26 protein-coding genes and 1 pseudogene are annotated in these 25,281 nt (G+C 65.1%); 11 read left to right on the top strand and 16 right to left on the bottom strand.

Annotated features, from left to right (window positions below; all coding sequences use genetic code 11):
• Nucleotides 1-78 precede the first annotated feature (78 nt).
• The 4 genes from WDM24_RS03800 (at nucleotide 79) to WDM24_RS03785 (ending at nucleotide 3,955) form a co-directional block, all read left to right on the top strand.
• Nucleotides 79-897, top strand: a complete 819-nt coding sequence (locus WDM24_RS03800) for a sulfurtransferase/chromate resistance protein (RefSeq protein WP_338830519.1) — start codon at nucleotides 79-81, stop codon at nucleotides 895-897.
• Complete coding sequence (chrA, locus tag WDM24_RS03795; RefSeq protein WP_338830518.1) at nucleotides 894-2,285, top strand: chromate efflux transporter; 1,392 nt, start codon at nucleotides 894-896, stop codon at nucleotides 2,283-2,285. Before WDM24_RS03800 ends, chrA begins: the two co-directional genes overlap by 4 nt.
• A 200-nt stretch (nucleotides 2,286-2,485) precedes the next feature.
• Complete coding sequence (locus WDM24_RS03790) at nucleotides 2,486-3,082, top strand: superoxide dismutase (RefSeq protein ID WP_166307965.1); 597 nt, start codon at nucleotides 2,486-2,488, stop codon at nucleotides 3,080-3,082.
• A gap of 156 nt (nucleotides 3,083-3,238) precedes the next feature.
• Nucleotides 3,239-3,955: a dihydrofolate reductase family protein gene (locus WDM24_RS03785; RefSeq protein WP_338830517.1), complete on the top strand. Its 717-nt coding sequence runs from the start codon at nucleotides 3,239-3,241 to the stop codon at nucleotides 3,953-3,955.
• Between the two features lie 34 nt (nucleotides 3,956-3,989).
• On the opposite strand, the gene WDM24_RS03780 is transcribed toward WDM24_RS03785, so the two are convergent.
• Nucleotides 3,990-4,889: a LysR family transcriptional regulator gene (locus tag WDM24_RS03780; protein WP_338830516.1), complete on the bottom strand. Its 900-nt coding sequence runs from the start codon at nucleotides 4,887-4,889 to the stop codon at nucleotides 3,990-3,992.
• Between the two features lie 79 nt (nucleotides 4,890-4,968).
• Between WDM24_RS03780 and WDM24_RS03775 the strand changes: the two genes are divergently transcribed.
• Genes WDM24_RS03775 through WDM24_RS03765 form a run of 3 tightly spaced genes read left to right on the top strand, consistent with a single transcriptional unit; the run spans nucleotide 4,969 to nucleotide 9,874 of the window.
• Nucleotides 4,969-5,565, top strand: coding sequence for a hypothetical protein (locus tag WDM24_RS03775; RefSeq protein ID WP_338830515.1), 597 nt, complete (start codon nucleotides 4,969-4,971; stop codon nucleotides 5,563-5,565).
• Nucleotides 5,562-6,749 carry an efflux RND transporter periplasmic adaptor subunit gene (locus WDM24_RS03770; protein ID WP_338830514.1) on the top strand — a complete coding sequence of 396 codons (1,188 nt, stop codon included), beginning with the start codon at nucleotides 5,562-5,564 and terminating at the stop codon, nucleotides 6,747-6,749. Before WDM24_RS03775 ends, WDM24_RS03770 begins: the two co-directional genes overlap by 4 nt.
• Entirely contained in the window at nucleotides 6,746-9,874 is a 3,129-nt protein-coding gene (locus WDM24_RS03765; RefSeq protein WP_338830513.1) for an efflux RND transporter permease subunit, read from the top strand. Before WDM24_RS03770 ends, WDM24_RS03765 begins: the two co-directional genes overlap by 4 nt.
• Before the next feature lie 68 nt (nucleotides 9,875-9,942).
• Here the strand turns inward: WDM24_RS03765 and WDM24_RS03760 are convergent, their stop codons facing one another.
• Together WDM24_RS03760 and WDM24_RS03755 are read right to left on the bottom strand one after the other, a co-directional pair.
• Nucleotides 9,943-10,761: an outer membrane protein gene (locus WDM24_RS03760; RefSeq protein ID WP_338830512.1), complete on the bottom strand. Its 819-nt coding sequence runs from the start codon at nucleotides 10,759-10,761 to the stop codon at nucleotides 9,943-9,945.
• Nucleotides 10,762-10,976: 215 nt separating this feature from the next.
• On the bottom strand, nucleotides 10,977-11,675 hold the full coding sequence (locus WDM24_RS03755; protein ID WP_338830511.1) for a TetR/AcrR family transcriptional regulator: 699 nt from the start codon (nucleotides 11,673-11,675) through the stop codon (nucleotides 10,977-10,979).
• A 204-nt stretch (nucleotides 11,676-11,879) separates the two neighbouring features.
• Here WDM24_RS03755 and WDM24_RS03750 point away from each other — a divergent pair, with 204 nt between their 5' ends.
• Both WDM24_RS03750 and WDM24_RS03745 read left to right on the top strand, forming a co-directional pair.
• On the top strand, nucleotides 11,880-13,163 hold the full coding sequence (locus tag WDM24_RS03750; RefSeq protein WP_414645678.1) for an HlyD family secretion protein: 1,284 nt from the start codon (nucleotides 11,880-11,882) through the stop codon (nucleotides 13,161-13,163).
• A pseudogene (locus WDM24_RS03745) lies at nucleotides 13,163-14,754 on the top strand (DHA2 family efflux MFS transporter permease subunit). Before WDM24_RS03750 ends, WDM24_RS03745 begins: the two are co-directional and overlap by 1 nt.
• Nucleotides 14,755-14,800: 46 nt before the next feature.
• Here the strand turns inward: WDM24_RS03745 and WDM24_RS03740 are convergent.
• From WDM24_RS03740 to coxB, 10 genes are all read right to left on the bottom strand, one after another.
• On the bottom strand, nucleotides 14,801-15,217 hold the full coding sequence (locus WDM24_RS03740; RefSeq protein ID WP_338830510.1) for a hypothetical protein: 417 nt from the start codon (nucleotides 15,215-15,217) through the stop codon (nucleotides 14,801-14,803).
• Nucleotides 15,214-15,465, bottom strand: a complete 252-nt coding sequence (locus tag WDM24_RS03735; protein ID WP_338695370.1) for a type II toxin-antitoxin system prevent-host-death family antitoxin — start codon at nucleotides 15,463-15,465, stop codon at nucleotides 15,214-15,216. Before WDM24_RS03735 ends, WDM24_RS03740 begins: the two co-directional genes overlap by 4 nt.
• Nucleotides 15,466-15,536: 71 nt before the next feature.
• Nucleotides 15,537-16,298, bottom strand: a complete 762-nt coding sequence (locus WDM24_RS03730) for an SURF1 family protein (protein WP_338830509.1) — start codon at nucleotides 16,296-16,298, stop codon at nucleotides 15,537-15,539.
• A complete protein-coding gene (locus WDM24_RS03725; RefSeq protein WP_338830508.1) occupies nucleotides 16,295-16,681 on the bottom strand; it encodes a DUF983 domain-containing protein in 387 nt (128 codons plus the stop codon). Before WDM24_RS03725 ends, WDM24_RS03730 begins: the two co-directional genes overlap by 4 nt.
• A gap of 63 nt (nucleotides 16,682-16,744) precedes the next feature.
• Nucleotides 16,745-17,641 carry a cytochrome c oxidase subunit 3 gene (locus tag WDM24_RS03720; protein ID WP_166211150.1) on the bottom strand — a complete coding sequence of 299 codons (897 nt, stop codon included), beginning with the start codon at nucleotides 17,639-17,641 and terminating at the stop codon, nucleotides 16,745-16,747.
• Between the two features lie 55 nt (nucleotides 17,642-17,696).
• Nucleotides 17,697-18,335, bottom strand: a complete 639-nt coding sequence (locus WDM24_RS03715) for a cytochrome c oxidase assembly protein (RefSeq protein WP_338830507.1) — start codon at nucleotides 18,333-18,335, stop codon at nucleotides 17,697-17,699.
• 5 nt (nucleotides 18,336-18,340) lie between these two features.
• Nucleotides 18,341-18,505: a hypothetical protein gene (locus tag WDM24_RS03710; RefSeq protein ID WP_029077795.1), complete on the bottom strand. Its 165-nt coding sequence runs from the start codon at nucleotides 18,503-18,505 to the stop codon at nucleotides 18,341-18,343.
• Between the two features lie 39 nt (nucleotides 18,506-18,544).
• Entirely contained in the window at nucleotides 18,545-19,483 is a 939-nt protein-coding gene (locus tag WDM24_RS03705; RefSeq protein ID WP_338830506.1) for a heme o synthase, read from the bottom strand.
• A gap of 63 nt (nucleotides 19,484-19,546) precedes the next feature.
• Nucleotides 19,547-21,163: a cytochrome c oxidase subunit I gene (ctaD, locus tag WDM24_RS03700; RefSeq protein WP_029077797.1), complete on the bottom strand. Its 1,617-nt coding sequence runs from the start codon at nucleotides 21,161-21,163 to the stop codon at nucleotides 19,547-19,549.
• 82 nt (nucleotides 21,164-21,245) lie between these two features.
• Complete coding sequence (gene coxB / locus WDM24_RS03695) at nucleotides 21,246-22,085, bottom strand: cytochrome c oxidase subunit II (protein WP_166301946.1); 840 nt, start codon at nucleotides 22,083-22,085, stop codon at nucleotides 21,246-21,248.
• A gap of 482 nt (nucleotides 22,086-22,567) precedes the next feature.
• Here coxB and WDM24_RS03690 point away from each other — a divergent pair, with 482 nt between their 5' ends.
• The gene (locus WDM24_RS03690; protein WP_029077799.1) at nucleotides 22,568-23,095 is read left to right on the top strand and encodes an invasion associated locus B family protein; all 528 of its coding nucleotides are present in this window, start codon (nucleotides 22,568-22,570) and stop codon (nucleotides 23,093-23,095) included.
• A 6-nt stretch (nucleotides 23,096-23,101) separates the two neighbouring features.
• Here WDM24_RS03690 and WDM24_RS03685 read toward each other — a convergent pair whose 3' ends face one another.
• Genes WDM24_RS03685 through WDM24_RS03675 form a run of 3 tightly spaced genes read right to left on the bottom strand, consistent with a single transcriptional unit; the run spans nucleotide 23,102 to nucleotide 24,655 of the window.
• Complete coding sequence (locus WDM24_RS03685; protein ID WP_338830505.1) at nucleotides 23,102-23,707, bottom strand: TlpA disulfide reductase family protein; 606 nt, start codon at nucleotides 23,705-23,707, stop codon at nucleotides 23,102-23,104.
• Between the two features lie 35 nt (nucleotides 23,708-23,742).
• Nucleotides 23,743-24,252 (bottom strand): hypothetical protein, encoded by a 510-nt coding sequence (locus tag WDM24_RS03680; protein WP_338830504.1) that lies wholly within the window; start codon nucleotides 24,250-24,252, stop codon nucleotides 23,743-23,745.
• Between the two features lie 10 nt (nucleotides 24,253-24,262).
• Entirely contained in the window at nucleotides 24,263-24,655 is a 393-nt protein-coding gene (locus tag WDM24_RS03675; protein WP_166301937.1) for a DoxX family protein, read from the bottom strand.
• A 137-nt stretch (nucleotides 24,656-24,792) separates the two neighbouring features.
• On the opposite strand from WDM24_RS03675, the gene WDM24_RS03670 reads away from it, so the two are divergent.
• Nucleotides 24,793-25,263 (top strand): helix-turn-helix domain-containing protein, encoded by a 471-nt coding sequence (locus tag WDM24_RS03670; RefSeq protein ID WP_338830503.1) that lies wholly within the window; start codon nucleotides 24,793-24,795, stop codon nucleotides 25,261-25,263.
• Nucleotides 25,264-25,281 lie beyond the last annotated feature (18 nt).

Below are 25,281 nucleotides of genomic sequence, written 5' to 3'. Positions count from 1 at the left end.
ATTGCAGCCACGGGGATGTGCGATCTCCCCGCGAGGCGACATGCCCAAGAATCGCGTCCTGTTCACCAAGGGCGCACCATGTCGTCATACACATCGATCTCATCCGAAAAATTGTCTCGTCTCATCGGCACCGCCAAGGCGCCGACGCTGGTCGACGTTCGCCTCGATGAGGATTTCGCCGCAGATCCGCAGCTGATCCCGGGCGCAATCAGACACTCCCATCGCGACGTCCAGGACTGGGCTTCCCGCTTCTCCGGCCAGTCCGTGGTCGTCATCTGCCAAAAGGGGCAGAAGCTCGCCGAAGGCACCGCAGCCTGGCTACGATGCGGCAACATTGCTGCCGAGGTTCTCGAGGGCGGCCATCTCGGCTGGAAAACGGCGGAGCTTCCCACCGTTCCCGCCGACAGGATTCCGAAACGCGACGGGCGCGGCCGTACCGTCTGGGTCACGCGATCACGGCCGAAGATCGACCGCATCGCCTGTCCGTGGCTGATCCGCCGCTTTGTCGATCCCGCGGCCGTGTTCCTGTTCGTCGCATCGGCGGAGGTCGAGGCCGTCGCCGAACGGTTCGGGGCCACGCCGTTCGACATCGAGAACGTGTTCTGGAGCCATCGCGGCGAACTCTGCACCTTCGACATCATGGTCAAGGAGTTCGGTCTGGCGACGCCGGCGCTGGAGCGGCTTGCGACCATGGTGCGGGCCGCGGATACCGCACGGCTCGATCTATCCCCGGAGGCACCCGGATTGCTCGCCGCCTCGCTCGGCCTGTCGCGCATGTTCGACGACGACCTCGAACAATTGAGCGCCGGCCTGCTACTCTACGACGCCTTCTATCGCTGGTGCCGCGACGCGACCCGGGAGACGCATAACTGGCCGACCAGCAAGGTGAAGCCATGACCGACGTCGCGGCGAACCCAAGGACGCGCGGACAGGAACACGCCCACGGCATCTCGTTCAACGAGGCGCTGCTGGTCTGGATGCGCGTCGCGATCCTGAGCTTTGGCGGACCGGCCGGCCAGATCGCGGTGATGCATCGCATCCTGGTCGAGGAGAAGAACTGGATATCGGAGGGGCGTTTCCTGCACGCCCTCAACTACTGCATGCTGCTGCCGGGGCCGGAAGCGCAGCAGCTGGCGACCTATATCGGCTGGCTGCTGCACCGGACGCTCGGCGGCATCGTGGCAGGCGGATTGTTCATCCTGCCCGGTATCTTCGCCGTCATGGGCCTCAGCTATATCTATGCCGCCTACGGCAATGTCGGATTTGTCGAGGCGCTGTTCTTCGGCCTGAAGGCGGCGGTGCTTGCCATCGTCATTCAGGCCGTGGTGCGGGTCGGCAAGCGCGCGCTGCGCAACCGGGTGATGATCGCGCTCGCGGCGACAGCCTTTGTCGCAATCTTCTTCTTCGCGGTGCCGTTTCCGCTGATCATCCTGGCCGCTGCCGGCGTCGGGCTGATCGGGGCATACCTGGGCCGCAGCGAATTTGCGGCGATCGAACATGGCGGCAAGAATTCCGCGGTGATCGACAGCATGCTCGGCGAAGCGGCGCCCGATCACGTCCGTCCCAACGCGTCGCGCACGCTGCGGGTCGGCGCGGTCTGGCTCGCGCTCTGGCTGGTGCCGGTGTTCGCCCTGCTCATCGCGCTCGGGCCCGGTGACGTGTTCAGCCAGATCGCGATCTTCTTCAGCAAGATGGCGATGGTGACATTCGGCGGGGCCTATGCCGTGCTCGCCTATGTCGCGCAGCAGGCCGCGGAATATTACCACTGGGTCAGCCCGCGCGAGATGCTGGACGGGCTCGGCATGGCCGAGACCACGCCCGGACCGCTGATCATGGTGGTTCAGTTCGTGGGCTTCATGGCGGCGTTCCGCGAGGCCAGCGGCCTGCCGCCGATGCTTGCCGCCACGCTCGGCGGCCTGCTCGCGACATGGGTGACCTTCACGCCGTGCTTCCTGTGGATCTTCGTCGGCGCGCCCTACATCGAAGCACTGCGCGGCAACAAGGCGCTCGCCGGCGCGCTGTCGGCGATCACCGCCGCCGTGGTCGGCGTGATCCTCAACCTCTCGATCTGGTTCGCGCTGCACACGCTGTTCCGGCAGACCTTCCCGGTGCACGGGCTTGGCCTGTCGTTCGACGCGCCGGTGCCAGGCAGTATCGACTGGCCGGCGCTGGCGCTGTCGGTGGCCGCAGCGATTGCGATCTTCCGCTTCAATGTGGGGATGCTCGCCGTCCTCGCCGCGTCCTGCATCGTGGGCGTGCTGCTGCGCCTCGTGGGCATGATCTGAGCGGAGCGGCTGACGCATCGAACTTTCGCACCCTTTGATCCAAGCGTACCGGCATTGCTCAACATCAGGAGGAGCCGATGACCATCGACACAGAGCGCCGCAACTTCATCACAGCGGCCGGCGTAGCCACCGCATCGGCAGTCGTGCTGGGTAGCAACCGCGCCGCTGCCGAAACCAACCAGCAGACAGGAGCCAGGGCCATGTCCTATCAGGCAAAACCGATGTCGTTCGATCCAAAGTCGATCAGTGGCATCTCCGAGAAGATCCTCGTCAGCCACTACGAGAACAATTACGTCGGCGCGGTGAAGCGGCTCAACGCCATCGGCACGCAGCTTGCCGAACTCGACTTCGCCAAGGCGCCGAACTTTATGATCAACGGCCTGAAGCGCGAGGAGTTGATCGCGGCGAACTCGATGATCCTGCATGAAGTCTATTTCGATGGGCTCGGCGGCGCGGGCAAACCGGGCGGAGCGCTCGCCGAGGCGATCACGCGCGACTTCGGCAGCATGGAGCGCTGGCGCACCGAATTCGCCGCGATGGGCAAGGCGGAAGGTGGCGGTTCGGGTTGGGTGATCCTCGCCTACTCGCCCCGCGACAAGCGGCTGGTCAATCAATGGGCCGCGGATCATACGACGACGCTTGCCGGCGGTCGTCCGGTCCTGGTGCTCGATATGTATGAGCACGCCTATCACATGGACTTCGGCGCCGCCGCGGCCCGCTATGTCGACATCTACATGGAGGCCATTCGCTGGGACAATGCAGCCAGGCTTTACGAGCAATACGCGAAGGAGACGTGAGGAGAGACGTGGAGCGGCGCGGCTGGTTCCATCCGGCGGGCATGTTACCAAACACTGCCGCGTTATCGGCATTGAGAATGTGCTTCGGCCACTCTAGATCAGAGCTTGCCCCTCCCCCGGCGCAGTCACTGCGCCGCTCCACCGAAGAGTTAGCCTATGCGACCCCACATCATCTGCCACATGGGCACGTCGATCGACGGCCGGCTTCATCCCAGCCGCTTCACCAAACCCGCCGCCGGCATCCCGGCCGACGTGCTGCGCTCCCATTACGAACGGATCCATGACGAATTCAACGCCGACGGATGGATCATCGGCCGCGTCACCATGAACGAGATGGCCAAGGGATCGGAGCGGCACATCGCCAATGCACCGAAAGTGCCGCGCGAACCGCATCTCGGCAATCGCAATGGCCGCAAGCTCGCGATCGGCATCGATCCGGCCGGCCGCGTGCATTTCGGCAAGGACAATGTCGGCGGCGATCACGCCGTCGCGGTACTCGGCGAGCAGGTCTCCGATGCCCATCTCGCCGAGCTGCACGAGGACGGCGCGTCCTATCTCTTTGCCGGCGCAAAGGGCGATGACCTGGCGAGCGCGATGGCGCGGCTTGCGTCGCTGTTCGGCGCCAAAACGCTGCTGCTCGAAGGGGGCGGCGGGATCAACGGCGCCTTCCTCAAGCACGGGCTGATCGACGAGTTCAGCACGCTGATCCATCCGGCGGTCGACGGCGTCGCCGGATCGCAAGGCATCGTCGACTATCACGGCGAGGCGGGCGACCGCCCCGGCGCCGGGCAATCGCTGCGGCTCACCCACTGCGAGACGCTGGAGGGCGGCATGGTCTGGCTGCGGCATGCCGTGGAGCGCGCGCCGGGCTGAACACAGCCGCAAGCGCGACGATCCCGTGCGGATGTCAGATGCCGGCCGTGGCAGCAACGATCGTGTCTCGCAGCCAGCGGTGCGCCGGCAGATCGTCGAAGCGGCGGTGCCAGCTTATGACACTCTGCAGCTTCGGTGCGTCGAACGGCAATTCGCGCATCTCGATCGGATAGGCGCGGCGGAATTCGAGCGCGAGCTTCCGCCCCAGGATCGCAACCATGTTGGATTGCACCAGGACCGCGCCGGCGGACAGATAGGGGACGTCGGCGGCAATGGTCCGCTCGGCCTTGCGGGCCTGCAGCCAGGCGTCGACGAAGTCCAGATTCTCGCCGCTTGAGGTGATCGCAAGATGAGGCAGTCCGGCCAGCAGCTCGGCGGTCAGCTTCTTGCGCAGGGACGGGTGCCCCGCCCTCAGCACCGCGACGAAGCGGTCCTCGATCAAGAGCTGCGAGGCAAAGCGCTCGCCCTCGAGGGCGCGCGCGGAGATCGCGAGATCGAGCTCGCCGCGGTCGAGCCGGTCGGCAAGATTCAAGGTGCCGCTCGGCAGCAGCGTCAGCCGCACCATCGGCGCCTGCGCCCGCGCCGCCGCGAGGATCAGGCCAACCGCGACCACCGCGGCATAATTGTTCACCGCAATGTTGAAGCGCCGGTTGGCCTGCGCCGGATCGAACTGATCGCCCTCGACCGCGAGCTGCAGCTCGTTGAGCGCCTTGCGGATCGGCAGCGCCAGCGCCTCCGCCCGCGGCGTCGGCAACATGCCGGATGGCGTGCGGACGAACAGTCCGTCCTTGAGCGCGTGGCGCAGCCGGTTCAGCGCGTGGCTGACCGCCGGCTGGCTGATGGCAAGCGCGTTGGCTGCGCGTATCACGCTGCGTTCGCGCATGACGGCGTCGAACACCAGGAGCAAATTGAGGTCGAGATTGCGCAGCCGCATGCGCTCATCATGCACAATGTGAATTGGCGGATAAAGACAATTCATTTGAATAATATCGCGGCAGGGCCCAGCTTCCGGCATGTTCCAGAGCCTGCACAGCGCAGTTCCAGCAAGACCGGTTCGCACCGCCGCGAGTGTGCTGGTCGGTGTCCTGGTCACACCGGATGCACCGGCTGCCGCCATCCCCCAAACCTTCGCGCGCTGGCGGGCACTGACGCCACTTGCAAAGTGGTTGCCGATCGCGCTGGGCGAACCGGGCTATGCCGACATCGTAAGCGGCGTCGCGGCCGCGCTCAGCCGCTCCGGCATGACGCGGCGGCAGCTGATCCTGCTCGGCGAAGGGCCGGTCGCGCGCAGCATGCTGGAACTGGCGCTGCGGGGCGAATTGCCGTGCGGCGGCATCGTCGCGATCGACGTCCCCTGCGGCGCGCTGCCGTTTCCCATCGTGCCCACGGTCACGGCGATGCGGCTTGTCATCCGCCGCGACGGCGATGAGGCGCTGCGCGGCGATCTCATCGGCGCGCTGCACTCGGCCGACCTCGACGCACGCATCATCACGCTCGACCTGACGGCCGGCCGCGCTGCCGGCGCGGCAGCCAGCGTCACTGAAACCTTCGTCCTCGAGCTGGTCGCAACGATCGGCCGCCGGACAATTGATGGAGTTGGCGACCCATGACACCGAAGGCCCTCATGATCACCAGCGCTTGTCTGGCGATCGCCGCCGCAATCGGCGCCGGCGCGTATCTCGTGCACCTGCGCGACGGCCGCACAGATCACGCACCCGCGGCGGCCCTGTCCGGGGCCGTTCCGGTGACGGCGGCCAAGGTCCGGCAGCACGACGTGCCGATCGTGCTCGAAGGGCTCGGCACGGTGACGCCGATCAACACCGCGACCATCCGCACCCAGGTGCAGGGCACGCTCGACAGCGTCGACTTTGTCGAAGGCAAGCAGATGAAGCGCGGCGACGTGCTCGCCAAGATCGACCCGCGGGTCTATGAGGCCCAGGTCGATCAGGCCGAGGCCGCGCTGGCCCGCGACGAGGCCGGCCTCAAGAACGCCAGGACCAACCTTTCGCGAACCCAGCCGCTCGCCGACCGCGGCTTCGCCACCCAGCAGCTGCTCGATACCCAGAATTCGCTGGTCTCGCAGGGTGAGGGCACGGTCGCGCTCGACAAGGCGGCGCTGGAAGCCGCGCAAACACAGCTGAGCTTCACCACCATCACCGCGCCGTTCGACGGCGTCACCGGAATCCGCCGCATCGATCCCGGCAACATCGTGCAGCCGTCCGATCTCAACGGACTCGTGGTCCTGACCCAGCTGCAGCCGATCGCGGTGATCTTCACGCTGCCGTCCGCCGACATCCCGCGCGTGCAGCAGGCGCTCGTATCCGGGATCGTGTCGGTCGATGTCTATGATGCCAAGGACCAGCAGAAGCTCGACCACGGCAGCCTGATGCTGATTGACAACCAGGTCGACAGTTCGACCGGTACGGTGCGGCTGAAGGCGTCCTTCCCCAACGCCGGCCGCATGCTGTGGCCCGGCAACTTCGTCAACGTCCATCTGACCGTTGCCGTCAGCCACAACGCGCTCACTGTGCCGCTGACGGCGGTGCTGCAGGGGCCAAGCGGGGCCTTCGCCTATGTGGTCGGCCCCAACAACGTCGTCAGCGTACGCAATGTCACAGCCGGCCAATCGCGTGAGGGACAGGTCCTGATCGAGCAAGGCCTCGCGGCGGACGAGACCGTCGTCACCGCCGGCCAGTACCGGCTCAATCCGGGGACCACGGTCGACATCGTGCCCGATAACGCGAAGGACCTGGTCCAGAACGCGACCACTGCAAGCGCAGGCATGCTGCCATGAACATCTCCCCAGGCTTTATCCGCAGGCCGGTCGCGACCGCCTTCCTGGCCATCGCCATCACGTTGGTCGGCATGGTCGCCTTTGTGCGGCTGCCGGTCTCGGCGCTGCCGACGGTGGACACCCCGACCATCCAGGTGACGGCGCAGCTGCCCGGCGCCGACCCGCAGACCATGGCCTCCTCGGTCGCAACGCCGCTGGAGCGGCAGTTCGGACAGATCGCGGGCCTGACCGGCATGAGCTCGAGCAGCGGGCTCGGCAACACCCAGATCACGCTGCAATTCGCGCTGAACCGCAGCGTCGATTCGGCCGCGCAGGACGTGCAGACCGCGATCAATGCCGCAGCGGGACAACTGCCCAAGACCATGCCGTCGCCGCCGACCTTCCACAAGGTCAACCCGGCCGACGTGCCGGTGCTGCTGATCGCGCTGACGTCGGACACCGAGCCGCTGACCAAGGTCGACGATTACGCCGACAGCATTTTGGCGCAGAAATTGTCGCAGGTGCCGGGCGTCGCGCTGGTCACGATCGGCGGCATGCAGAAGCCGTCGATCCGAGTGCAGGTCAATCCGGCCAAGCTCGCCGCCGCAGGCCTCGACCTCGAGCAATTGCGCACGACGCTCGGCAACATCACCGTGAACCAGCCCAAGGGCGTGCTCTACGGCAATCAGCAGGCCTACACGCTTGCCACCAACGACCAGGTGCTGGTCGCGAGCAGGTATGACGATCTGATCATCGCCTATCGCAACGGCGCGCCGGTGCGCCTGCGCGACGTCGGCCAGGCCATCGTCGCCGCGGAAGACGTCACGCTGCACGGCTGGTACAACGACAAGCCGGCCGTCATCCTCGCAATCCAGCGCCAGCCCGGCGCCAACGTGATCAGCACGGTGGACGGCATCAAGAAGCTGCTGCCGCAGCTGGTCTCGGGCCTGCCGTCCGACATCAAGGTCCAGACCGCGTCCGACCGCACGCAGACGATCCGCGCCAGCGTCGCCGACGTGCAGTTCACCCTGCTGTTGACCATCGCGCTGGTGGTCGGCGTGATCTTCCTGTTTCTGCGCAATCTGTGGGCGACCATCATTCCCGCCGTCTCGGTGCCGATCTCGCTGATCGGCACGTTCGGCGTGATGTATCTGCTCAACTACAGCCTCGACAATCTCTCGCTGATGGGCCTGTCGATCGCGGTCGGCTTCGTGGTCGACGACGCCATCGTGATGATCGAGAACATCTCGCGGCACATCGAGGAGGGTCTCTCGCCGATGCAGGCGACGCTGAAGGGCGCAAAAGAGATCGCCTTCACCATCATCTCGATCTCGGTCTCGCTGGTCGCGGTGTTCATTCCGCTCCTGCTGATGGGCGGCGTGATCGGCCGCATGTTCCAAGAATTCGCGGTGACGGTGTGCGTCGCCATCCTGGTGTCGGTCGTCGTCTCGGTGACCCTGACGCCGATGATGTGCGCCTATCTGCTGTCGCCGAACCAAGGCGCCGGAGCCGGGCCGCTGTCGCGTGCGCTCGAGCGCGGCTTTGTCGCGATCGAGACCGGCTACGAGCGGCTGCTCACCGTGGCATTGCGCTTCAAGGCCACGACATTGTCGATCATGCTGGCCAGCATCGTTGTGACCGGCCTGCTCTTTGTTGCGATCCCCAAGGGCTTCTTTCCCCAGCAGGACACCGGCATGATCACCGGCATCACGGAGGCATCGGCGGACGTCTCGCCGGCGCAGATGGCGGCCCTGCAGCGCAGCGCCATCGACATCATTGCCAAAAACCCTGCGGTGGCCAATGCGACCGGTTATATCGGCCCGGGCGGCCCGACCGTCACCGAGAACAATGGCCGCCTGTTCGTGCTGCTGAAGCCCAAAGCGGAGCGCTCTGCTTCCGCGGACCAGGTGATCCGGCAGCTCGACAGCGCGCTGCAGAAGATCAAGGGAATGTCGGTGTTCCTGCAGGCGACGCAGGACATCAATCTCGCCAGCCGCCTGTCCAAGACGCAGTATCAGTACACGCTCACCGATGTGAACCAGGACGAGCTCAATCTGTGGGCCGGCAAGCTGTATCAGAAGCTGCAGACGCTGCCGGAGCTCGCCGACGTCGCCACCGACCAGGCCAACGCCGCGCGTCAGCTCAAGCTCGAGATCGACCGCGACGCCGCCGCGCGCCTCGGCATCGATCCGGCCGCAGTCGACAACACGCTCTACGATTCATTTGGCCAGCGCCATGTCGCGCAGCTGTTCACGGCGCTCAACACCTATTACGTAATCCTCGAGGTCGATCCGTCGTTCCAGCTCGGCCCCTATGCGCTGAACCGCATCTATATCCGCTCGTCCACCGGATCGATGGTGCCGCTCAGCCAGATCGCGAGCATCGATTACGGCACCGCGCCACTTGCGGTGAACCATCAAAGCCAGTTCCCGTCGGTGACGCTGAGCTTCAACCTCGCGCCAGACGCGGCGGTGGGGACGGCAGTCGCCGCCATCCAGAAGGCGACCGCTGATATGCAGATGCCCTCGACGGTTGCCACCAGCTTCCAGGGCAATGCGCAGGCGTTCCAGGCGGCGCTTGCCAGCACGCCGATGCTGATCGTCGCGGCGATCGTTGCGGTCTATCTGATCCTCGGCATGCTCTATGAAAGCACCATCCATCCGGTCACGATCCTCTCGACCCTGCCCTCCGCCGGCCTCGGCGCGCTGCTTGCGCTATGGGCCTTCGGCTTCGGCCTCGACGTGATCGGGCTGATTGGCATCATCCTCCTGATCGGCATCGTCAAGAAGAACGGCATCATGCTGATCGACTTCGCGCTGGAAGCCGAACGCCACCAGCACCTCTCCGCCGAGCGATCGGTCTATCTGGCCTGCAAGGCCCGCTTCCGCCCGATCCTGATGACGACGATGTGCGCGATGCTCGGCGGCGTGCCGCTGATGATCGGCACCGGAACCGGCTCCGAGCTGCGCCAACCGCTCGGCTTTGCGATCGTCGGCGGGTTGATCGTCTCGCAGGTGATGACGTTGTTCACGACGCCGGTCGTCTACATCTATCTCGACGACATCAGGCGATGGCTGGGCGGCGTGCGCAAAGGCGCGCAACAAGCTGCCTCGCGCCCATCGGAGGCTGTCCCGCCGTTGGCATGAATGGATCGATCCGGCGGTACCTCTCCAGCTTGCGGGAGGGAGAACGCAACGCCTTGCTCAAGCCGGTGTCAGAACTTGTAGCTCAACGCGGCGCGAGCAATGCTGAACCTGTTCTCGCGGCTGGCATTGTAACGGATCTGGCTCTGCACCGGATCCGTGCCCTGGAAGGTCGCTGTCGTGCCGCTTCCGCCGAGATCGACATAGAGATATTCGCCGCGTAGCGTCCAGTTGCCGGGAAAGGCATATTCGAGGCCGCCGCCGGCGGTCCAACCGACGCGGATGTCGGAATTGTTGCCAAGCCAGAGCCGCGAGAGACCCGTGGAAAAGACTTCCGAGTTGGTGATGTTGGTCTTCACCTCGCCATAGGCCAGACCGCCTGTCGCGTAGATCAGCAGGCGCTCGGCCGGCACAAAGCCGATGCGGCTCCGCACAGTGCCGAACCAATCGATCTTGCTGGTGTTTTGAAAATTGAAGCTTTCCGTCGGGCCGTGAAAGAAAGTGACGGTGGTGCTTCCACCCCGGGAAGACTTCAGGTCGACATAGTTGAAATCGGCTTCCACACCGAGGACAACCCTGTCGATCTGATAGTTGTATCCGAGCAATCCGCCAGCGGTGATGCCCGCCTGGTTGCTGTCCGAAACGGGGACACGAACAACGTTGCCGGCGCCGACGATCGAAACGACATTGCTGCTGGTCGTGATATTCCCACCATCATACCAGCCGCCGCCCACATTCACGCCGGCATAGAATCCGGACCAGTTGAACGCGGGAGCCACCAATGGCGGAGCCTTGGTCCAGCTGCGCTCCGGCAGGTCAGCGGCTGACGCCGCGCTCGCAAATCCCGTGATGAAAAGCAGGCCAGCCCCAACGATTCCAAAACGACGCACTTCCATTCCCCTTTGCCCTTGCCGCTAGCAAGTCACCCCAAAAAGCGAGCGACCAAATCTCTGCCATGGAAGGAAGGAGTGCGACAGCATGCCTCACTCGAATTGCATTCTTTCCCGCAAGCTGTGTCGAAGTTGCAACGACTAGCGCTCACAACCGCGTGAGCGAACCTGTCTCGGATCATCTCTTGATCAACCGGAGACCAGTCTGTTTCGAGTCAGAAACCATTTCTGCACGCAGCAACGAAAAACGCGACGCCGCGTGCAACATGATCATTGATCTCGGGGTCGAGCACTTTCAGGTCCACCTCGAACAGCGCACGCAGCAGCATCGGCACCGCGATGATGTCGAGAAACAAGCGCGCCGTTGTCGGCAGATGCTCCGGGGCGAAGGCCGGCAGCTTGCCGAGTTCGTCGGATTGCGTCAGGTCACGCAGCAGGTGAACGCCGAGCTCGGTGGCGAGCGCGCGCGCCCTGCGGTTGACGGTGGCAGCGAGATCCGGAAAGCGATGCGCCTCCGCGATGGCGAGCCGCATCAGCCCGATCCGATCGGCGTCAAGGCCCCAATGCAGCAGGGTCGAGGCCACGCTGGTGAGACGCTCCTCGATCGTCACGCCGACCGGCGCGTCCGCCTTGAACTCGGCGATACGTGACAGGATGTCCCGCGTCACCACCTCGGTGAACAGCGCGCGCTTGTCGCGGAAGCGCGCATAGATCGTGCGCTTGCCGGAGCGCGCGGCCTCGGCGATCTCGTCGATGCTCGCGCCCTCGAACCCGCGCTGCAGGAAGACCTTGCGCGCCGCATCCAGGATGCGCCCGTCGACCTCGCCGGCGAGCTCCTTCGGCGGCCGACCGGCACGCACCTCGACCGGCCTCGCCTTGGCGGCCCGCGGCTTCCTCAAGGTGCTGGTGGTCATCGCCTTTACCCGGGTGCCATTGGCCGGTCGCGCCGGCAATGCCCCGCAATATACCCCTATCACATCTGGTTGTAAATAGAACGGTACAGTTTCGTTTCTATTGACGCTGCGCTGCCGCGGGACTATTTGCGGCGTAGAAACGAAACTGTTTCGTTCCTTTATGCGGGTCCGAACGGACCTCACCGGACAGCAGGAGCCGCCACCATGTTCGAAGACACTGTTTTGGAGCGCGACCAGGAAGGGCATCCGGGCATCGAGGGCCCGCCCTCGGTGCCGGCCCCGCACGAAGCCGATGCCAAACCCGACCGGCCGGAGATCACTGCGAAGGCCCCCGCGCCGGAGCGCCCCGTGGGCAAGCAGCCCGCGCCGCCGGAAACTGTCCCACCGGAGGTTACCGGCAAGGCGCCGCGGCGCGGTTTCCTGCGCCGCAGTCCGGTCGTCTCCGCGATCGGCGCCGTGCTGCTCACTGCAGCGATCGGCGGTGGCACCCTCTACATGGACTACGCCGGGCATTTCGAATCCACCGACGATGCCTTCATCGCGGCGCGGCAGTCCGCGCTCGCACCAAAAGTCTCCGGCTACATCACCGCCGTTCCGGTCACCGACAACCAGCATGTCACAGCCGGCGATGTGATCGCCCGCCTCGACGACCGCGACTATCGCGTCGCGCTGGCGCAGGCCGAGGCCCAGGTCGCGGCGGCGCGCGCCAGCATCGAGAATGTCGATGCGCAGCTCGATGTGCAGCAGGCGCAGATCGCCGCCAACCAGGCCCAGGTGGACCAGGCGCAGGCGGCGCTGGTGTTCGCCCAGCAGCAGGCAACGCGCTTCCAGCATCTGGAGCAGACCGGCTACGGCACGGTGCAGAACTCCGAGCAATACACCTCGCAGCTGCATCAGCAGCAGGCCGCACTGCTGAGCGCGCAGGCGACGCTCAACCTTGCACAGCGCCAGGTCGAATCGCTGAAGGCGCAGCGCAAGAGCGCGGTCGCCAATCTCGCCCAGGCCGAGGCGCAGCGCGACCAGGCGCAACTCAATCTGTCCTACACGACGGTGACCGCCGCGCAGCCGGGCCGCGTCGTCAACCTCTCGGCTGCCGTCGGCCAGTTCGCGCAGGCCGGCACCAACCTGACCATGTTCGTGCCCGACCAGACCTGGGTCACCGCGAACTTCAAGGAGATCCAGCTCGACAAGATGCGGCCGGGCGAGCAAGTGACGCTGAAGATCGACGCCTATCCCGGACGCACGATCAGGGGCCATGTCGAGAGCGTGCAGCCCGGCTCCGGCACCGCGTTCTCGCTGCTGCCGGCGCAGAACGCCACCGGCAACTACGTCAAGATCGTGCAGCGCGTGCCGGTGAAGATCGTGATGGACAATCCGCCGACCGACGTCGCGCTCGGGCCGGGCATGTCGGTGGTACCGACGGTGCGGATCGACGCCGCGCCGTCGCTGCTCGAGCGTCTTGAGAAGCTGAATCTCGGGAGGCTGTGATGAGTGCCGCAGCGATCGACGCCAAAGCCATGCCGGCTCCAGCCGTCAGCGTCAATCCCTGGCTGATCGCCATCGTGGTTGCGCTCGCGAGCTTCATGGAGGTGCTCGACACCACGATCGCCAACGTCGCGCTGCCCTATATCGCCGGCGGCAGGGGGTGAGCGAGGACGAAGCCTCCTGGGTGGTCACCTCCTATCTGGTTTCCAACGCCATCATCCTGACCGCGTCCAGCTTTCTCGCCCGAATGCTGGGGCGCAAGCGGTTCTTCCTGATCTGCCTCGGCATCTTCACGGTCAGCTCGATCCTGTGCGGCTTCGCCTCGAGCCTCAACGCGCTGCTGCTGTTCCGCATCCTGCAAGGCCTCGGCGGTGGCGGCATGGTGCCGGTGGCGCAGTCGATCCTCGCGGATGCGTTTCCGCCGGCCAAGCGCGGACAAGCGTTTGCGGTGTTCGGCATCGCCGTGGTGGTGGCGCCGGTCGTCGGGCCGACGCTCGGGGGCTGGCTGTCCGACAATCTGTCCTGGCACTGGTGTTTTCTGATCAACGCCCCGGTCGGCGCGTTTGCGACCATCCTGATCGCGGCAGTGCTGCAGGAGCCTGCAAAGAAGGCCAAGCCGCAACGGCAGGAGGCCGGTTTCGATGTCATCGGCTTCGCGCTGGTCGCGACCTTCCTCGGCGCGCTCGAGGTGATGCTCGACCGCGGCCTCGAGGACGACTGGTTCGCCTCGTCCTTCATCGTCACATCAGCGGTGATCTGCGGCACGGCATTCGTGCTGATGATCCCGTGGGAGATGACCCGGCGCAATCCGATGATTGACCTGCGCATGGTGGCGACCCGACAGTTCGGCGCCTGCTTCCTGGTGATGCTGGCGACCGGCGCCATCCTGCTTGCGACCACGCAATTTTTGCCGCAGCTGGTGCAGCAGGATTTCGGCTACACCGCAACCTGGGCCGGCCTGGTGCTCTCGCCCGGCGGCCTCGTCACCATGGCGATGATGTTCGCGGTCGGCCGGCTCGCCGCCAAGGTGCAGCCGAAATATCTGATCGTGCTCGGCGCGCTGGTGATTGCGGCCTCGATGTACAGCATGACCAACGTCTATGGCGATCTCGGCTTCTGGTTCATGGCGCGCTCGCGCATGCTGATCGGCGTCGGCCTGCCGCTGATCTTCGTGCCGATCATGGCGGCGTCCTATGACGGCATCCCGCCCGACAAGACCGACCAGGCCTCCGCGCTGATCAATGCGGCGCGCAACACCGGCGGCTCGATCGGCGTCTCGATCGTGTCCAACGTGCTGACGCACCGCCAGCAGTTCCACCAGAGCCGACTGGTCGAGCAGGTGACGCCGTCAAGCCCGCAATATCAGGACACGCTGCACCAGGTCACCGACTTCTTCGTCGCCCAGGGCAACTCGCTGGCGCAGGCGCATCAGCAGGCGATCCAGTGGATCGGCCAGCAGGTGCAGACCCAGGCCTCGTTCCTGTCCTACATGGACGCGTTCTGGGTGCTGATGCTGATCTCGCTCTCGGCGATCCCGCTGGCGCTGACCTTGCGCAACGTCAAGCTCGGCGGCCCCGTTCGTGCCGGCCATTGAGCATCGCGCATCAAGAGGTGTGCGCCGTATCTCAGCGACGCGCCCTTCAGCTGTGGCGGTTGACGCCCCGGATGCTGGCGCGACGTGCGATGAACTGCTTCATCAACGGCAGAAAGAACGCTTTGCTGAACCGCCCCAGCGGCGGCGCCGGCTCGAGATAGAATGATTGATCGACGATATCTTGATTGTATTCATCAAGGATGATCCAGAGACGAAGCGTAGCGTCGAGCCCTGCGCGACGTTTCTCCATCTCGGGGATCTCCGCTGCGAAGCGATCGGGTGCCGGCGGTTGACTGGTGATTGGAAACAGCACCAGCACGTCGCCGCCCTTTGGGCGGGCGATCCTCACGCCGACTGCGGCGGGGCGAGGCTTGCGCCCCTCCGTCTCGCCACGTTCCGCCTCGCGTACCCATAAATAGGGAAATCGAATCACACCGCCGGTGCGAAGATCGTCGAGACTCACGTCTCGTCGCCCTCTTGTTCATAGGCGCTGATCGCTTCCTTGAGACCCTCGAACACGTCGTCGGGCATCGTCTCGAGCCGACCGGCTTTCCGCGTATCGGCGCGGGTAACGAGGCGGCGGTAGTCTTCAATGCTCAGCAGCACCAGGCGCGGCTTGTTCCGCTGGGTGATGGTCACCGGTCGCCGAAGCGCTTCAGCGATAATGTCCCCTGACCTCCGCGAGAGGTCGCTGGTCGAGTACTCCGCCATGGCTGAGCTCCATAATTGCTGTAAAATACAGCAATTATGTAAATGCTGCAAGGGCGACTTCAAGCCCCTGCTCAACCCGCCCGGCGCCGCTGGCCGCGCCACCACAGGCCGAAGGCGATTGTGACCGCGGCGGCAAGCGAGAACCAGGTGATGGCGTACTGCATGTGGTCGTCCTTGAGCCGCACCTTGAGCGGCCCGGGCTTCGGCGTGCCGCTCTCCGGCACCGGCGCCTCGAGGTCGATGTAGAACGGCGCGACCTCTCCCCAGCCGAGAGTCTGCGCCATCGCGCGATGATCGCGCACGAACCATAGCCGCTTCGACGGATCTTCCTTGGGCGTCAGCCGGCCCGGCGGCTCGGGAAAGCGGATGTAGCCGGTGAGTTCGACCGGCGCGCCGGTGACGAGGCGGCCGGCGACGCGATCCTCGAAGGCGCGGTCCTGCATCGTGTTCTGGACAAAGCCGGTGTTGACCACGACGGTCTCGCCGCTGGCGAGCTTCGTCGGCAGGAACGCCCAGGTGCCGGGTCCGTTGATGTCGTCGCGCACTGCGGAGCCGGAGCTGAACACCATCGCGTCCGGCTGTTTCGCATAGGTCGCGGTCAGGGTGACGCGGCGGAATTCATCCTTGGCCGAAGTCAGCGTGGACCAAGCCGACGGCGGCGGCATCGCCTCGGTCGGGGCGGCGAGCCGCACGTCGAGCGCTGCGATCAGCGCATGCTTCTCGACCCTGCGCTGCAATTGCCAGACGCCAAGCGCGATGCACACCGCGATCAGGATCAACGTGAAAATGCCGAAGCCGGCCGCGCTCGGCCGGTGCGTCGTCTTGTCATTCATTGCGGGTCGCGCTCGATCAACTGGCCTTCGGCGGCCTTGTGGTGGAATTGCAGCGCGATCAGCAGCGCCTTCATGGAACGCAGCGGCAGGATCGTGGTCACCACGATCAGCGGCAGCCACAGCGCGGCATGTACCCAGAACGGCGGCTGGTACTTCACCTCGACGATCAGCGCCGCCGCGACCACGATGGCGCCGGCCAACATGATGACAAAGATCGCCGGCCCGTCACCGGCATCGATGAAGGCGAAGTCGAGGCCGCAGGCTTGGCAGCGCGGCGCCAGGGTCAGGAAGCCGGAATAGAGCTTGCCCTTGCCGCAGCGCGGACAGCGGCAGGCGATGCCGCGCAGCGCGCTCTCGGTCACAGTGGGCGGGGTATCCATCATCGGGTCTCTTCAAAAGCAAAGGGGCGGCCATCCGGCCGCCCCTCTTAGCACGTCGGCTTGTGATTAGTGCGCGCCGTGGGCCATCGCCTCGGCGCCGCGGCCCCAGACGTAGATGCAGATGAACAGGAACAGCCAGACCACGTCGACGAAGTGCCAGTACCAGGCGGCGAACTCGAAGCCGAGGTGCTGCTTCGGCGTGAAGTGACCGGCATAGGCGCGGATCAGGCAGACCAGCAGGAAGATGGTGCCGACCAGCACGTGGAAGCCGTGGAACCCGGTCGCCATGAAGAAGGTCGAGCCATAGACGTTGCCGCCAAACGAGAACGTCGCGTGGGCGTATTCATAGGCCTGCACGCAGGTGAAAAGGGCGCCGAGGATCACGGTGAGGATCAGGCCCTGCTTGAGGCCCTGGCGGTCGTTCTCCAGCAGCGCATGGTGCGCCCAGGTGACCGTGGTGCCCGAGGTCAGCAGCAGCAGCGTGTTGAGCAGCGGCAGATGCCAGGGATCGAAGGTCTCGATGCCGTGCGGCGGCCAGGTGCCGGGGACGGAGCAGGCGCCCATTGCCGTGCCGGCGCCGCAGCCGAACACCGCGTCGCGGGTGGCGTGCACCGCATCGGCCGGGAACAGCGCCGAATTGAAGAAGGCCCAGAACCAGGCGACGAAGAACATCACCTCGGAGGCGATGAACAGGATCATGCCGTAGCGATGGCTGATCTGCACCACGCGGGTGTGGTCGCCCTTGTACTGGGCTTCCTTGATCACATCGCCCCACCAGCTCGCCATGGTGTAGAGCACGCCGATGGTGCCGACGCCGAACACGATCGGGGCGGCCGAATACATGTGGTGCATCCAGCCGATCGCGCCGACCGCCATGATGAAGGCCGAGATCGAGCCGACCACCGGCCACGGGCTCGGGTCGACGAGATGATAGTCGTGATGCTTGACTTGCGCCTCAGCCATTGCCGTCTCTCCATTCGCGTGCCGCGAGGCACGTCTTAAGTCTTTAATTCCAAAACTAGCCGCCCTTGCGCTGCTCCGCCTCGCCCGCCGCCACGGGCTTCGGCGCGGCGTCGCGCACGGGGAAGAAGGTGTAGGACAGGGTGATCGTCTTCAGCGTGTCGTTCTCGCTGTCCTTGGCCAGCGCCGGATCGACATAGAATACGACGGCCATCTCGCGCTTTTCGCCGGGCGCCATGGTCTGTTCGGTGAAGCAGAAGCAGTTGATCTTCTGGAAATAGGCGCCAACCGTCAGCGGCGCGACGTTGTAGGACGCCTGAGCCGTGGTGGTGCGGGCCGACTGGTTGGTCACGGTGTAATAGACGGTGACGACCTGGCCGATCTTGACGTCGATATTGTTCTGCTCCGGCTCGAACTTCCAGGGCAGGCCCGGCGCGACGTTGGAATCGAAGCTGACGGTGATGGTGCGCTCGAGCGGCGCATCCGAAGGCAGCGTGGTCGCAACCTGGGTGGTGCCGTTGAAGCCGGTGGTGCGGCAGAACCAGTTGTAGAACGGCACCGCCGCGTAGGACGCGCCGAGCATCAGCACCACGACAAAACCGCAGATCGACGCCACCATCGCGTCGCGCGACAGCGTGCGGCGCGTGACCTTGGCGCGCTCGCCCTGCGGGCCATCCGGTGCCGGCTGGTTGGCCATCTCACTCACAGCGGCCGCACCAGCACGGCCGGCCCCTTGACGATGGTGACCGCGAAGAACAGCAGGACCATGACGCCGAGCGCGAGCGCAATGGCGATCGAGCGCTGGCGCCGGCTCCTGAGCTGCGCCTCGGTGAGGACGATTCCGTCTGGTTCGCGTTTCTCGTCCATTGATGTCCCATGCGCCCCCATCTCGCCCCCCGGCGTTCCCTATCCGATCAAGACAGGCGCAATCGCGCGGACCACGACCTCGGCGAAGAGGACGGCAAACAGCGCGAACAGATAAAGGATCGAGAACGCGAACAGCCGGCGGGTGGCGCGGTTGGCCGCAACACCCTCGCGGCGGCGATAGACCTCGATGGCAAGCCACAGCATGCCGGCACCGAGCACCAGCGAGGTGACGCCGTAGATCGCGTCGAAATAGCCGAGCGGCCACGGCACCAGCGCCACCGCGACCAGCACGATGGTGTAGAGCAGTATCTGCAGGCGGGTCGCGTCGGGACCGGCAACCACCGGCAGCATCGGAATGCCGGCGCGCGCGTAATCGTCGCTGCGGAACAGCGCCAGCGCCCAGAAGTGCGGCGGCGTCCAGAAGAAGATGATCAGGAACAGCAGGATCGGCTCGACCGAGAGCGAGCCGGTCGCGGCCGCCCAGGCCACCACCGGCGGCAGCGCACCGGCGGCGCCGCCGATCACGATGTTCTGCGCGGTCCAGCGCTTCAGCCACATCGTGTAGACCACGGCATAGAAGAAGATGGTGAAGGCAAGCAGCGCGCCCGCCACCCAGTTGACCAGGATGCCGAGTGTCATCACCGAGAAGAAGGCGAGCGTGATGCCGAACGCAGCCGCCTCGGTCGGGGTGATGCGGCCGCGCGGGATCGGCCGGTTGGCGGTGCGCGTCATCAACGCGTCGACGTCGTTCTCATAGGCCATGTTGAGCGCGCCGGAAGCGCCGGCGCCGACCGCGATGCACAGGATCGAGGTGAAGGCCAGCACCGGATGCACATGCACCGGCGCGATCATCAGCCCGACCAGCGCGGTGAAGATCACCAGCGACATCACGCGCGGCTTCAACAGCGCGATGTAATCGCCCACTTCGGCCTCGGAGATCCGGGGCAGCTCGATGGCATTGTGATCGACAACCGACAAGATCAGGTCCCGCTTCTATAAAGAGCACGGCGCACTCTTAAGTGCGCCGCGCCGTCTTTGGATTTACTGCACGCGCGGCAGCACTTCGAATTGGTGGAACGGCGGCGGCGAGGTCAGCGTCCACTCCAGCGTGGTCGCACCCGCACCCCACGGATTGTTCGCGGCCTGCTCCTTGCGGACGAAGGCATCGATCACGCCGTAGATGAAGATCAGCACGCCGATGCCGGAGATGTAGGAGCCCCAGGAGGAGATCAGGTTCCAGCCGGCGAACGCATCCGGATAGTCGACATAGCGGCGCGGCATGCCCGACAGTCCGAGGAAGTGCTGCGGGAAGAACACCAGGTTGACGCCAATGAAGGTGAACCAGAAGTGCGCCTTGGCGATGGTCTCCGAGTACATGTAGCCGAACATCTTCGGGAACCAGTAGTACCAGCCGGCGAAGATGCCGAACACGGCACCGAGCGACAACACGTAGTGGAAGTGCGCCACCACGTAGTAGGTGTCCTGCAGCACACGGTCGACGCCGGCATTGGCCAGCACCACGCCGGTGACGCCGCCGACGGTGAACAGGAAGATGAAGCCGATCGCCCAGATCATCGGCGCCTTGAACTCGATCGAGCCGCCCCACATCGTGGCGATCCAGGAGAAGATCTTCACGCCGGTCGGCACCGCGATCACCATCGTGGCGGCGACGAAATAGGCCTGCGTCGCCGACGACATGCCGACGGTGTACATGTGGTGCGCCCACACCACGAAGCCGATGCCGCCGATCGCGACCATGGCGTAGGCCATGCCGAGATAGCCGAACACCGGCTTGCGCGAGAAGGTCGAGACGATCTGGCTGACCATGCCGAAGGCCGGCAGGATCAGGATGTACACTTCGGGGTGGCCGAAGAACCAGAACAGATGCTGGAACAGCACCGGATCGCCGCCGCCGTCGGCGGCAAAGAAGGCGGTGCCGAAATTGCGGTCGGTCAGCAGCATGGTGATCGCGCCGGCGAGCACCGGCAGCGACAGCAGCAGCAGGAACACCGTCACCAGGATCGACCACACGAACAGCGGCATCTTGTGCAGGGTCATGCCCGGCGCGCGCATGTTGAAGATCGTGGTGATGAAGTTGATGGCGCCGAGGATCGACGACGCACCGGCCAGATGCAGCGACAGGATCGCGAAATCGACCGCCGGGCCCGGATGGCCCGAGGTCGACAGCGGCGCGTAGATGGTCCAGCCAGCGCCGACGCCGTTGGCGCCCGGCTCACCCTCGACGAAGGTCGACATCAGCAGCAGCGCGAACGACGCCGGGAGCAGCCAGAACGAGATGTTGTTCATGCGCGGGAACGCCATGTCAGGCGCGCCGATCATCAGCGGCACCATCCAGTTGCCGAACCCGCCGATCATCGCCGGCATGACCATGAAGAAGATCATGATCAGACCGTGCGAGGTCACGAACACGTTATAGGTGTGCGTCTCGTGGAATATCTGGACGCCCGGATACATCAACTCGGCACGGATCGCGATCGACATCGCGGCGCCGATGATGCCCGCGATCACCGCAAAGACCAGGTACATCGTACCGATGTCCTTGTGGTTCGTGGAGTAGAGATAGCGCCGCCATCCGGTCGGATGGTGGGCGTGATCATCATGGGCGTGATCGTCGTGTGTCGCTGCGCCTGTCGCCATGTTCAAAATCCTGCCTTGCAGTCCCTCTTGGACCTTGCGGTCCCATCGCCCTTATTCCATCCCGCGCCGCAAGCCCTCAGGCTTACTGCGCCGCCTGACCAGCCGAGGCGTAGGAATTCGCCGGGTTGGTCGCAAACTTCTTCTTCGCCCCCTCCACCCAGGTCGCGAATTCCTGGTCGCTGACGACCCGCACCGCGATCGGCATGAAGGCATGGTCCTTGCCGCACAGTTCCGAGCACTGGCCGTAGAACACGCCGGTCTTGGTGGCCTTGAACCAGCTCTCGTTGAGGCGGCCGGGGACCGAGTCGATCTTCACGCCGAAGGCCGGCACCGCGAAGGAGTGGATGACGTCGGCACCGGTGGTCTGGATCCGCACCACCTTGTTGACCGGGACCACCATCTCGTTGTCGACACCGAGCAGACGGGGCTGCTTGTCCTTGTCGAGCAGCGAGTCGAACTCGAACTTGCCGTTATCCGGGTAGGCGTAGGACCAGTACCACTGCTTGCCGGTGACCTTCACCGTGAGGTCCGGCTTCGGCACGTCGAGCTCCAGGAACAGCAGACGGAACGACGGCACCGCGATGCCGACCAGGATCAGGACCGGGATCAGCGTCCAGGCCACTTCGATCAGGGTGTTGTGGGTGGTCCGGGAGGGGACCGGGTTGGCCTTGGCGTTGAACTTGACCACCACGATGACGAGCAGCGCCAGCACGAACAGGGTGATGACGGTGATCAGCACCAGCAGGAAATTGTGGAACCAGATGATGTTCTCCATCACCGGGGTCGCGGCTTCCTGCAGCGTGTGCTCCCACGGCGCCGGCTGTCCCAGCTCGGCGAAGGCCGACCCCGCGGCGACTGACGCCACACCCGCCACCGCCAACCCCAGCAATTGCCTGCCCAACCGGCCAATCGACATCTTCATGCCGTTCGCGCTCCCTTGATAATTCCCCAACACCTCCGGCAGTTGACCGGAAGTGCAGCACGATCCGCCCTGACAAATGGCCTTCCGGACATACCCGTCTCTGAGTCAAGGTGGGTACGGGAGCCAGATCGCTAGAACGCGTCGAAATCCAGCCTCTCAAACCATAATTCGCAGGCGCTCGCAATGCAGTAGTGGGGCCGAAAGCCATGCGCCTGCGATGAAGCTGCCGCTTGCGATTTTTCCCGCAAAATCAAGCGAAAGTCGCCGAAACACGGCCGCGCACAGTTGACAGGGGGATTACCGGATGTACGCACAGGCGGGGCAGCCCACAGGAACCTGATTCGCTGCGGGCCGCCCCAATCCGGCGCGGGAATGGTTTCAAGATCGCCTTCAAGGCGCCCTATTGCGGTATCAGTCGACTGATGCGTGCTACCGGCGGCCTCGACGGCTGGACCGACCGAACAATCAAAGGATCGACCCGGATGGGCGCTTCGAACATTCAGGTAAGACCAAAGGCCGGTTGGCTCAGCGGGCTGCTGTTTCTGGCCCTCAGTTTCGGCCTGACCCAGGCGGCGAACGCGCAAGGCGCGGTGCGCTCGGTCCATGGCGACTGGCAAATCCGCTGCGACACCCCGCCCGGCGCCCAGGCCGAACAATGTGCGCTGATCCAGAGCGTGGTAGCGGAAGACCGCTCCAACGCCGGCCTGACCGTGATCGTGCTCAAGACCGCCGACCAGAAGAGCCGCCTGATGCGCGTGGTCGCCCCGCTCGGCGTGCTGCTACCCTCCGGCCTCGGCCTCAAGCTCGACAACCAGGACGTTGGCCGCGCCGGTTTTGTCCGCTGCCTGCCCAATGGCTGCGTCGCCGAGGTCGTGATGGACGACAAGCTGCTCGGCCAACTCAAGAACGCGAAGACCGCGACGTTCATTATCTTCGAGACGCCGGAAGAGGGGATCGGGTTTCCGCTCAGCCTGAATGGGCTGGGCGAAGGGTATGACAAGCTGCCGTAGCCGAGTCTACCGCGCACCACCCGCATAATAATCGAGCAGCCCGGTCGCCTCCGCGGACAGCCAGTCGGCCTCTCCCGTCATATAACCCTCGACCTGTCCGCTGACGCCGATCAGGAACGAGATCGGCATGCCGTAGAGCGCGAATGGCGTGTCGAGCTCGGCGGCGTCGACGCGCGAGACGAGGCCGCCGGGATCGAAGCCGATCGCGAGGCGGCGGAGCTTGAACTGCTTGACGTAGGGCGGCACCAGCGCGCGGTTGCGATCGGTGCTGATCGCGACGACTGCAAGATCATTGCGGCCACTGGCGGCGAGCCGGTCCAGCATCGGCAGCTCGGTCCGGCACGCCGCGCACCAGGTGGCCCAGAAATTGACCAGCACCAGCTTGCCTTTGAACGAGGTGAGATCGAGCGCGCCGCCGGCGAGCGCCGGTATAGCAACCGGCGGCACCGGGCGGGCGCCTTGCACTAGCGTGAATTGATGGCGGATGGTGCCGAATAGCGGCGGTCCGCCGGACGCTGCGCGCACCGGGTGTGCCGGCATCGCGAGCGAGGCGCCGGCGCCAAGCATGCCGGCGACGATGGCGCGGCGGGTTGGCGCGCGAACTGACGTCATGATAGGTTCTCCGCTTGGCTTGATCGCCGCATTGCTCACGACCGGATGTAGGACCAGCCGGCTTCCTGCAATTCGATGATGCGTCCGGGCCCGTTCGGCACCACATCGACATTGTCGAGCAGGACGACCGGATGGCCCTCGGCCCGCTCCATGCCGAGCTTGGTGGCTTCGCAGACCACGAAGCGGATGCCGGGCGTGAGTCCCCGCACCACCCGCAGCAGATCCTTCACTGGCGAGGTATCGGCGCGGAGCATATGGACGCCGGCATTGTAGGCAACGATTTCGATCTCGAACGGCTCGTTGCGCTCCTGATAATATTTCGGGAGGTTAAGCGCGGTCGAGATCAGCGCCCGCATCGTGGTCGGATCGTCGGAGTTGATCGGCAGCACCAGGCGATGCATCCGCGGCTGCGCGGCCTGCTTGGCGGGCTCGGGCTTCGACACCGCCGCGACCGATCCGGTGAGCAGCAATGTCGCAGCGAACGGCACCACGAGTGCCAGCACCAGCCCGGCCGCGACCGTCAGTGTGCTGCGAGAGAGGCGCATCGCGTCCACCTCACGGCGCGATCGCGAACAGGGCGAACTGGCTGCGCTTGGTGTAGGCGACGATCGCGCTCAACGTCAGCAGCACCAGCGCAGGCACCGGCGAGCCGCCGATCACGAACAGATGGGTGACGGTCGCGCCGACCATGATGCAGCTCAGCAGCAGGCCGCCGAAGGCTGCGAGCGACGGCACCAGGATCAGGAGGGCGCCGAACAGCTCCAGCGATCCGGTGAGATAGCGGAACCACTGGCCGAGCCCGATATGCTGGAATTCCTCGACCAGCATCGGCACGCCGTAGAGCTTTGCGCCGCCGGCGGCGGCAAAGGCCAGGGCGAGCAATCCCCTGACCACCCACAGCGTGGCGGATTTCCAGCGCGACGGCGCCGAGGCAACAGCAACTGACATTGATCTCTCCCCGAGATGTTCGAACCGATCCCACCGCGCGGCCACCTGTCCGATTGGCGGCAGGCCCCGTCGCTTCCGGTGCACTAAATTCGGGAGTAAGATGAAAAGAACAAGTAGGATGCTTTTTGTGAGGTAGTATGAAAAAACTGACTATTGAGCCCGCCGAGCGTCCGGCGGCATCCGAGCCGTGCAACGGCGACCTGTCGGCGCAATTTCATCGGGCGCTTTCGGTGCTGGCCGGGAAATGGAAGGGCGACATCCTCTGGCAATTGGTCGACCGCAAGCGGCGGTTCGGCGAATTGCGACAGTCGATCCCCGGCGTGACCCAGCACATGCTGACCACCCAGCTGCGCGATCTCGAGGCCAATGGCCTCGTCAAGCGCACGGTCTATCCCGAGGTGCCGCCGCGGGTGGAGTACGAGATGACGCCATCCGCCAGGGCGCTCAAACCGGTGTTCGATGAGCTGTACCGCTGGGCGCAGGAGCATGGTTTTCCGACTTCGGCGCAGGGTGCGGCCGGCAAAGGCGGGCAGCCGAAGCCGCAATCCAGCGAAGGCGCGCCGGAAGACCAACCGCTCAAGGCGGATCGGCGCTCTCAAGTGCGATGAGTTCAGGTTGAACCGTCA

This window comes from Bradyrhizobium sp. 27S5 (genome assembly GCF_037217225.1).
GTDB lineage: Bacteria > Pseudomonadota > Alphaproteobacteria > Rhizobiales > Xanthobacteraceae > Bradyrhizobium > Bradyrhizobium septentrionale.
Note: the sequence above shows the minus strand (reverse complement) of the source record. Positions and strands in the feature narration are given on the sequence as shown.

Coding starts and splice junctions, on each gene's coding strand:
- WDM24_RS03715 (WP_338830507.1), bottom strand. CDS start 18,335: ATGGCCAACCAGCCGGCACCGGATGGCCCGCAGGGCGAGCGCGCCAAG.
- WDM24_RS03685 (WP_338830505.1), bottom strand. CDS start 23,707: ATGACGTCAGTTCGCGCGCCAACCCGCCGCGCCATCGTCGCCGGCATG.
- WDM24_RS03785 (WP_338830517.1), top strand. CDS start 3,239: ATGCGACCCCACATCATCTGCCACATGGGCACGTCGATCGACGGCCGG.
- WDM24_RS03710 (WP_029077795.1), bottom strand. CDS start 18,505: ATGGACGAGAAACGCGAACCAGACGGAATCGTCCTCACCGAGGCGCAG.
- WDM24_RS03775 (WP_338830515.1), top strand. CDS start 4,969: ATGTTCCAGAGCCTGCACAGCGCAGTTCCAGCAAGACCGGTTCGCACC.
- chrA (WP_338830518.1), top strand. CDS start 894: ATGACCGACGTCGCGGCGAACCCAAGGACGCGCGGACAGGAACACGCC.
- WDM24_RS03690 (WP_029077799.1), top strand. CDS start 22,568: ATGGGCGCTTCGAACATTCAGGTAAGACCAAAGGCCGGTTGGCTCAGC.
- coxB (WP_166301946.1), bottom strand. CDS start 22,085: ATGAAGATGTCGATTGGCCGGTTGGGCAGGCAATTGCTGGGGTTGGCG.
- WDM24_RS03725 (WP_338830508.1), bottom strand. CDS start 16,681: ATGATGGATACCCCGCCCACTGTGACCGAGAGCGCGCTGCGCGGCATC.
- WDM24_RS03765 (WP_338830513.1), top strand. CDS start 6,746: ATGAACATCTCCCCAGGCTTTATCCGCAGGCCGGTCGCGACCGCCTTC.
- WDM24_RS03755 (WP_338830511.1), bottom strand. CDS start 11,675: ATGACCACCAGCACCTTGAGGAAGCCGCGGGCCGCCAAGGCGAGGCCG.
- WDM24_RS03800 (WP_338830519.1), top strand. CDS start 79: ATGTCGTCATACACATCGATCTCATCCGAAAAATTGTCTCGTCTCATC.
- ctaD (WP_029077797.1), bottom strand. CDS start 21,163: ATGGCGACAGGCGCAGCGACACACGACGATCACGCCCATGATGATCAC.
- WDM24_RS03720 (WP_166211150.1), bottom strand. CDS start 17,641: ATGGCTGAGGCGCAAGTCAAGCATCACGACTATCATCTCGTCGACCCG.
- WDM24_RS03790 (WP_166307965.1), top strand. CDS start 2,486: ATGTCCTATCAGGCAAAACCGATGTCGTTCGATCCAAAGTCGATCAGT.
- WDM24_RS03680 (WP_338830504.1), bottom strand. CDS start 24,252: ATGCGCCTCTCTCGCAGCACACTGACGGTCGCGGCCGGGCTGGTGCTG.
- WDM24_RS03670 (WP_338830503.1), top strand. CDS start 24,793: ATGAAAAAACTGACTATTGAGCCCGCCGAGCGTCCGGCGGCATCCGAG.
- WDM24_RS03675 (WP_166301937.1), bottom strand. CDS start 24,655: ATGTCAGTTGCTGTTGCCTCGGCGCCGTCGCGCTGGAAATCCGCCACG.
- WDM24_RS03770 (WP_338830514.1), top strand. CDS start 5,562: ATGACACCGAAGGCCCTCATGATCACCAGCGCTTGTCTGGCGATCGCC.
- WDM24_RS03730 (WP_338830509.1), bottom strand. CDS start 16,298: ATGAATGACAAGACGACGCACCGGCCGAGCGCGGCCGGCTTCGGCATT.
- WDM24_RS03780 (WP_338830516.1), bottom strand. CDS start 4,889: ATGCGGCTGCGCAATCTCGACCTCAATTTGCTCCTGGTGTTCGACGCC.
- WDM24_RS03750 (WP_414645678.1), top strand. CDS start 11,880: ATGTTCGAAGACACTGTTTTGGAGCGCGACCAGGAAGGGCATCCGGGC.
- WDM24_RS03735 (WP_338695370.1), bottom strand. CDS start 15,465: ATGGCGGAGTACTCGACCAGCGACCTCTCGCGGAGGTCAGGGGACATT.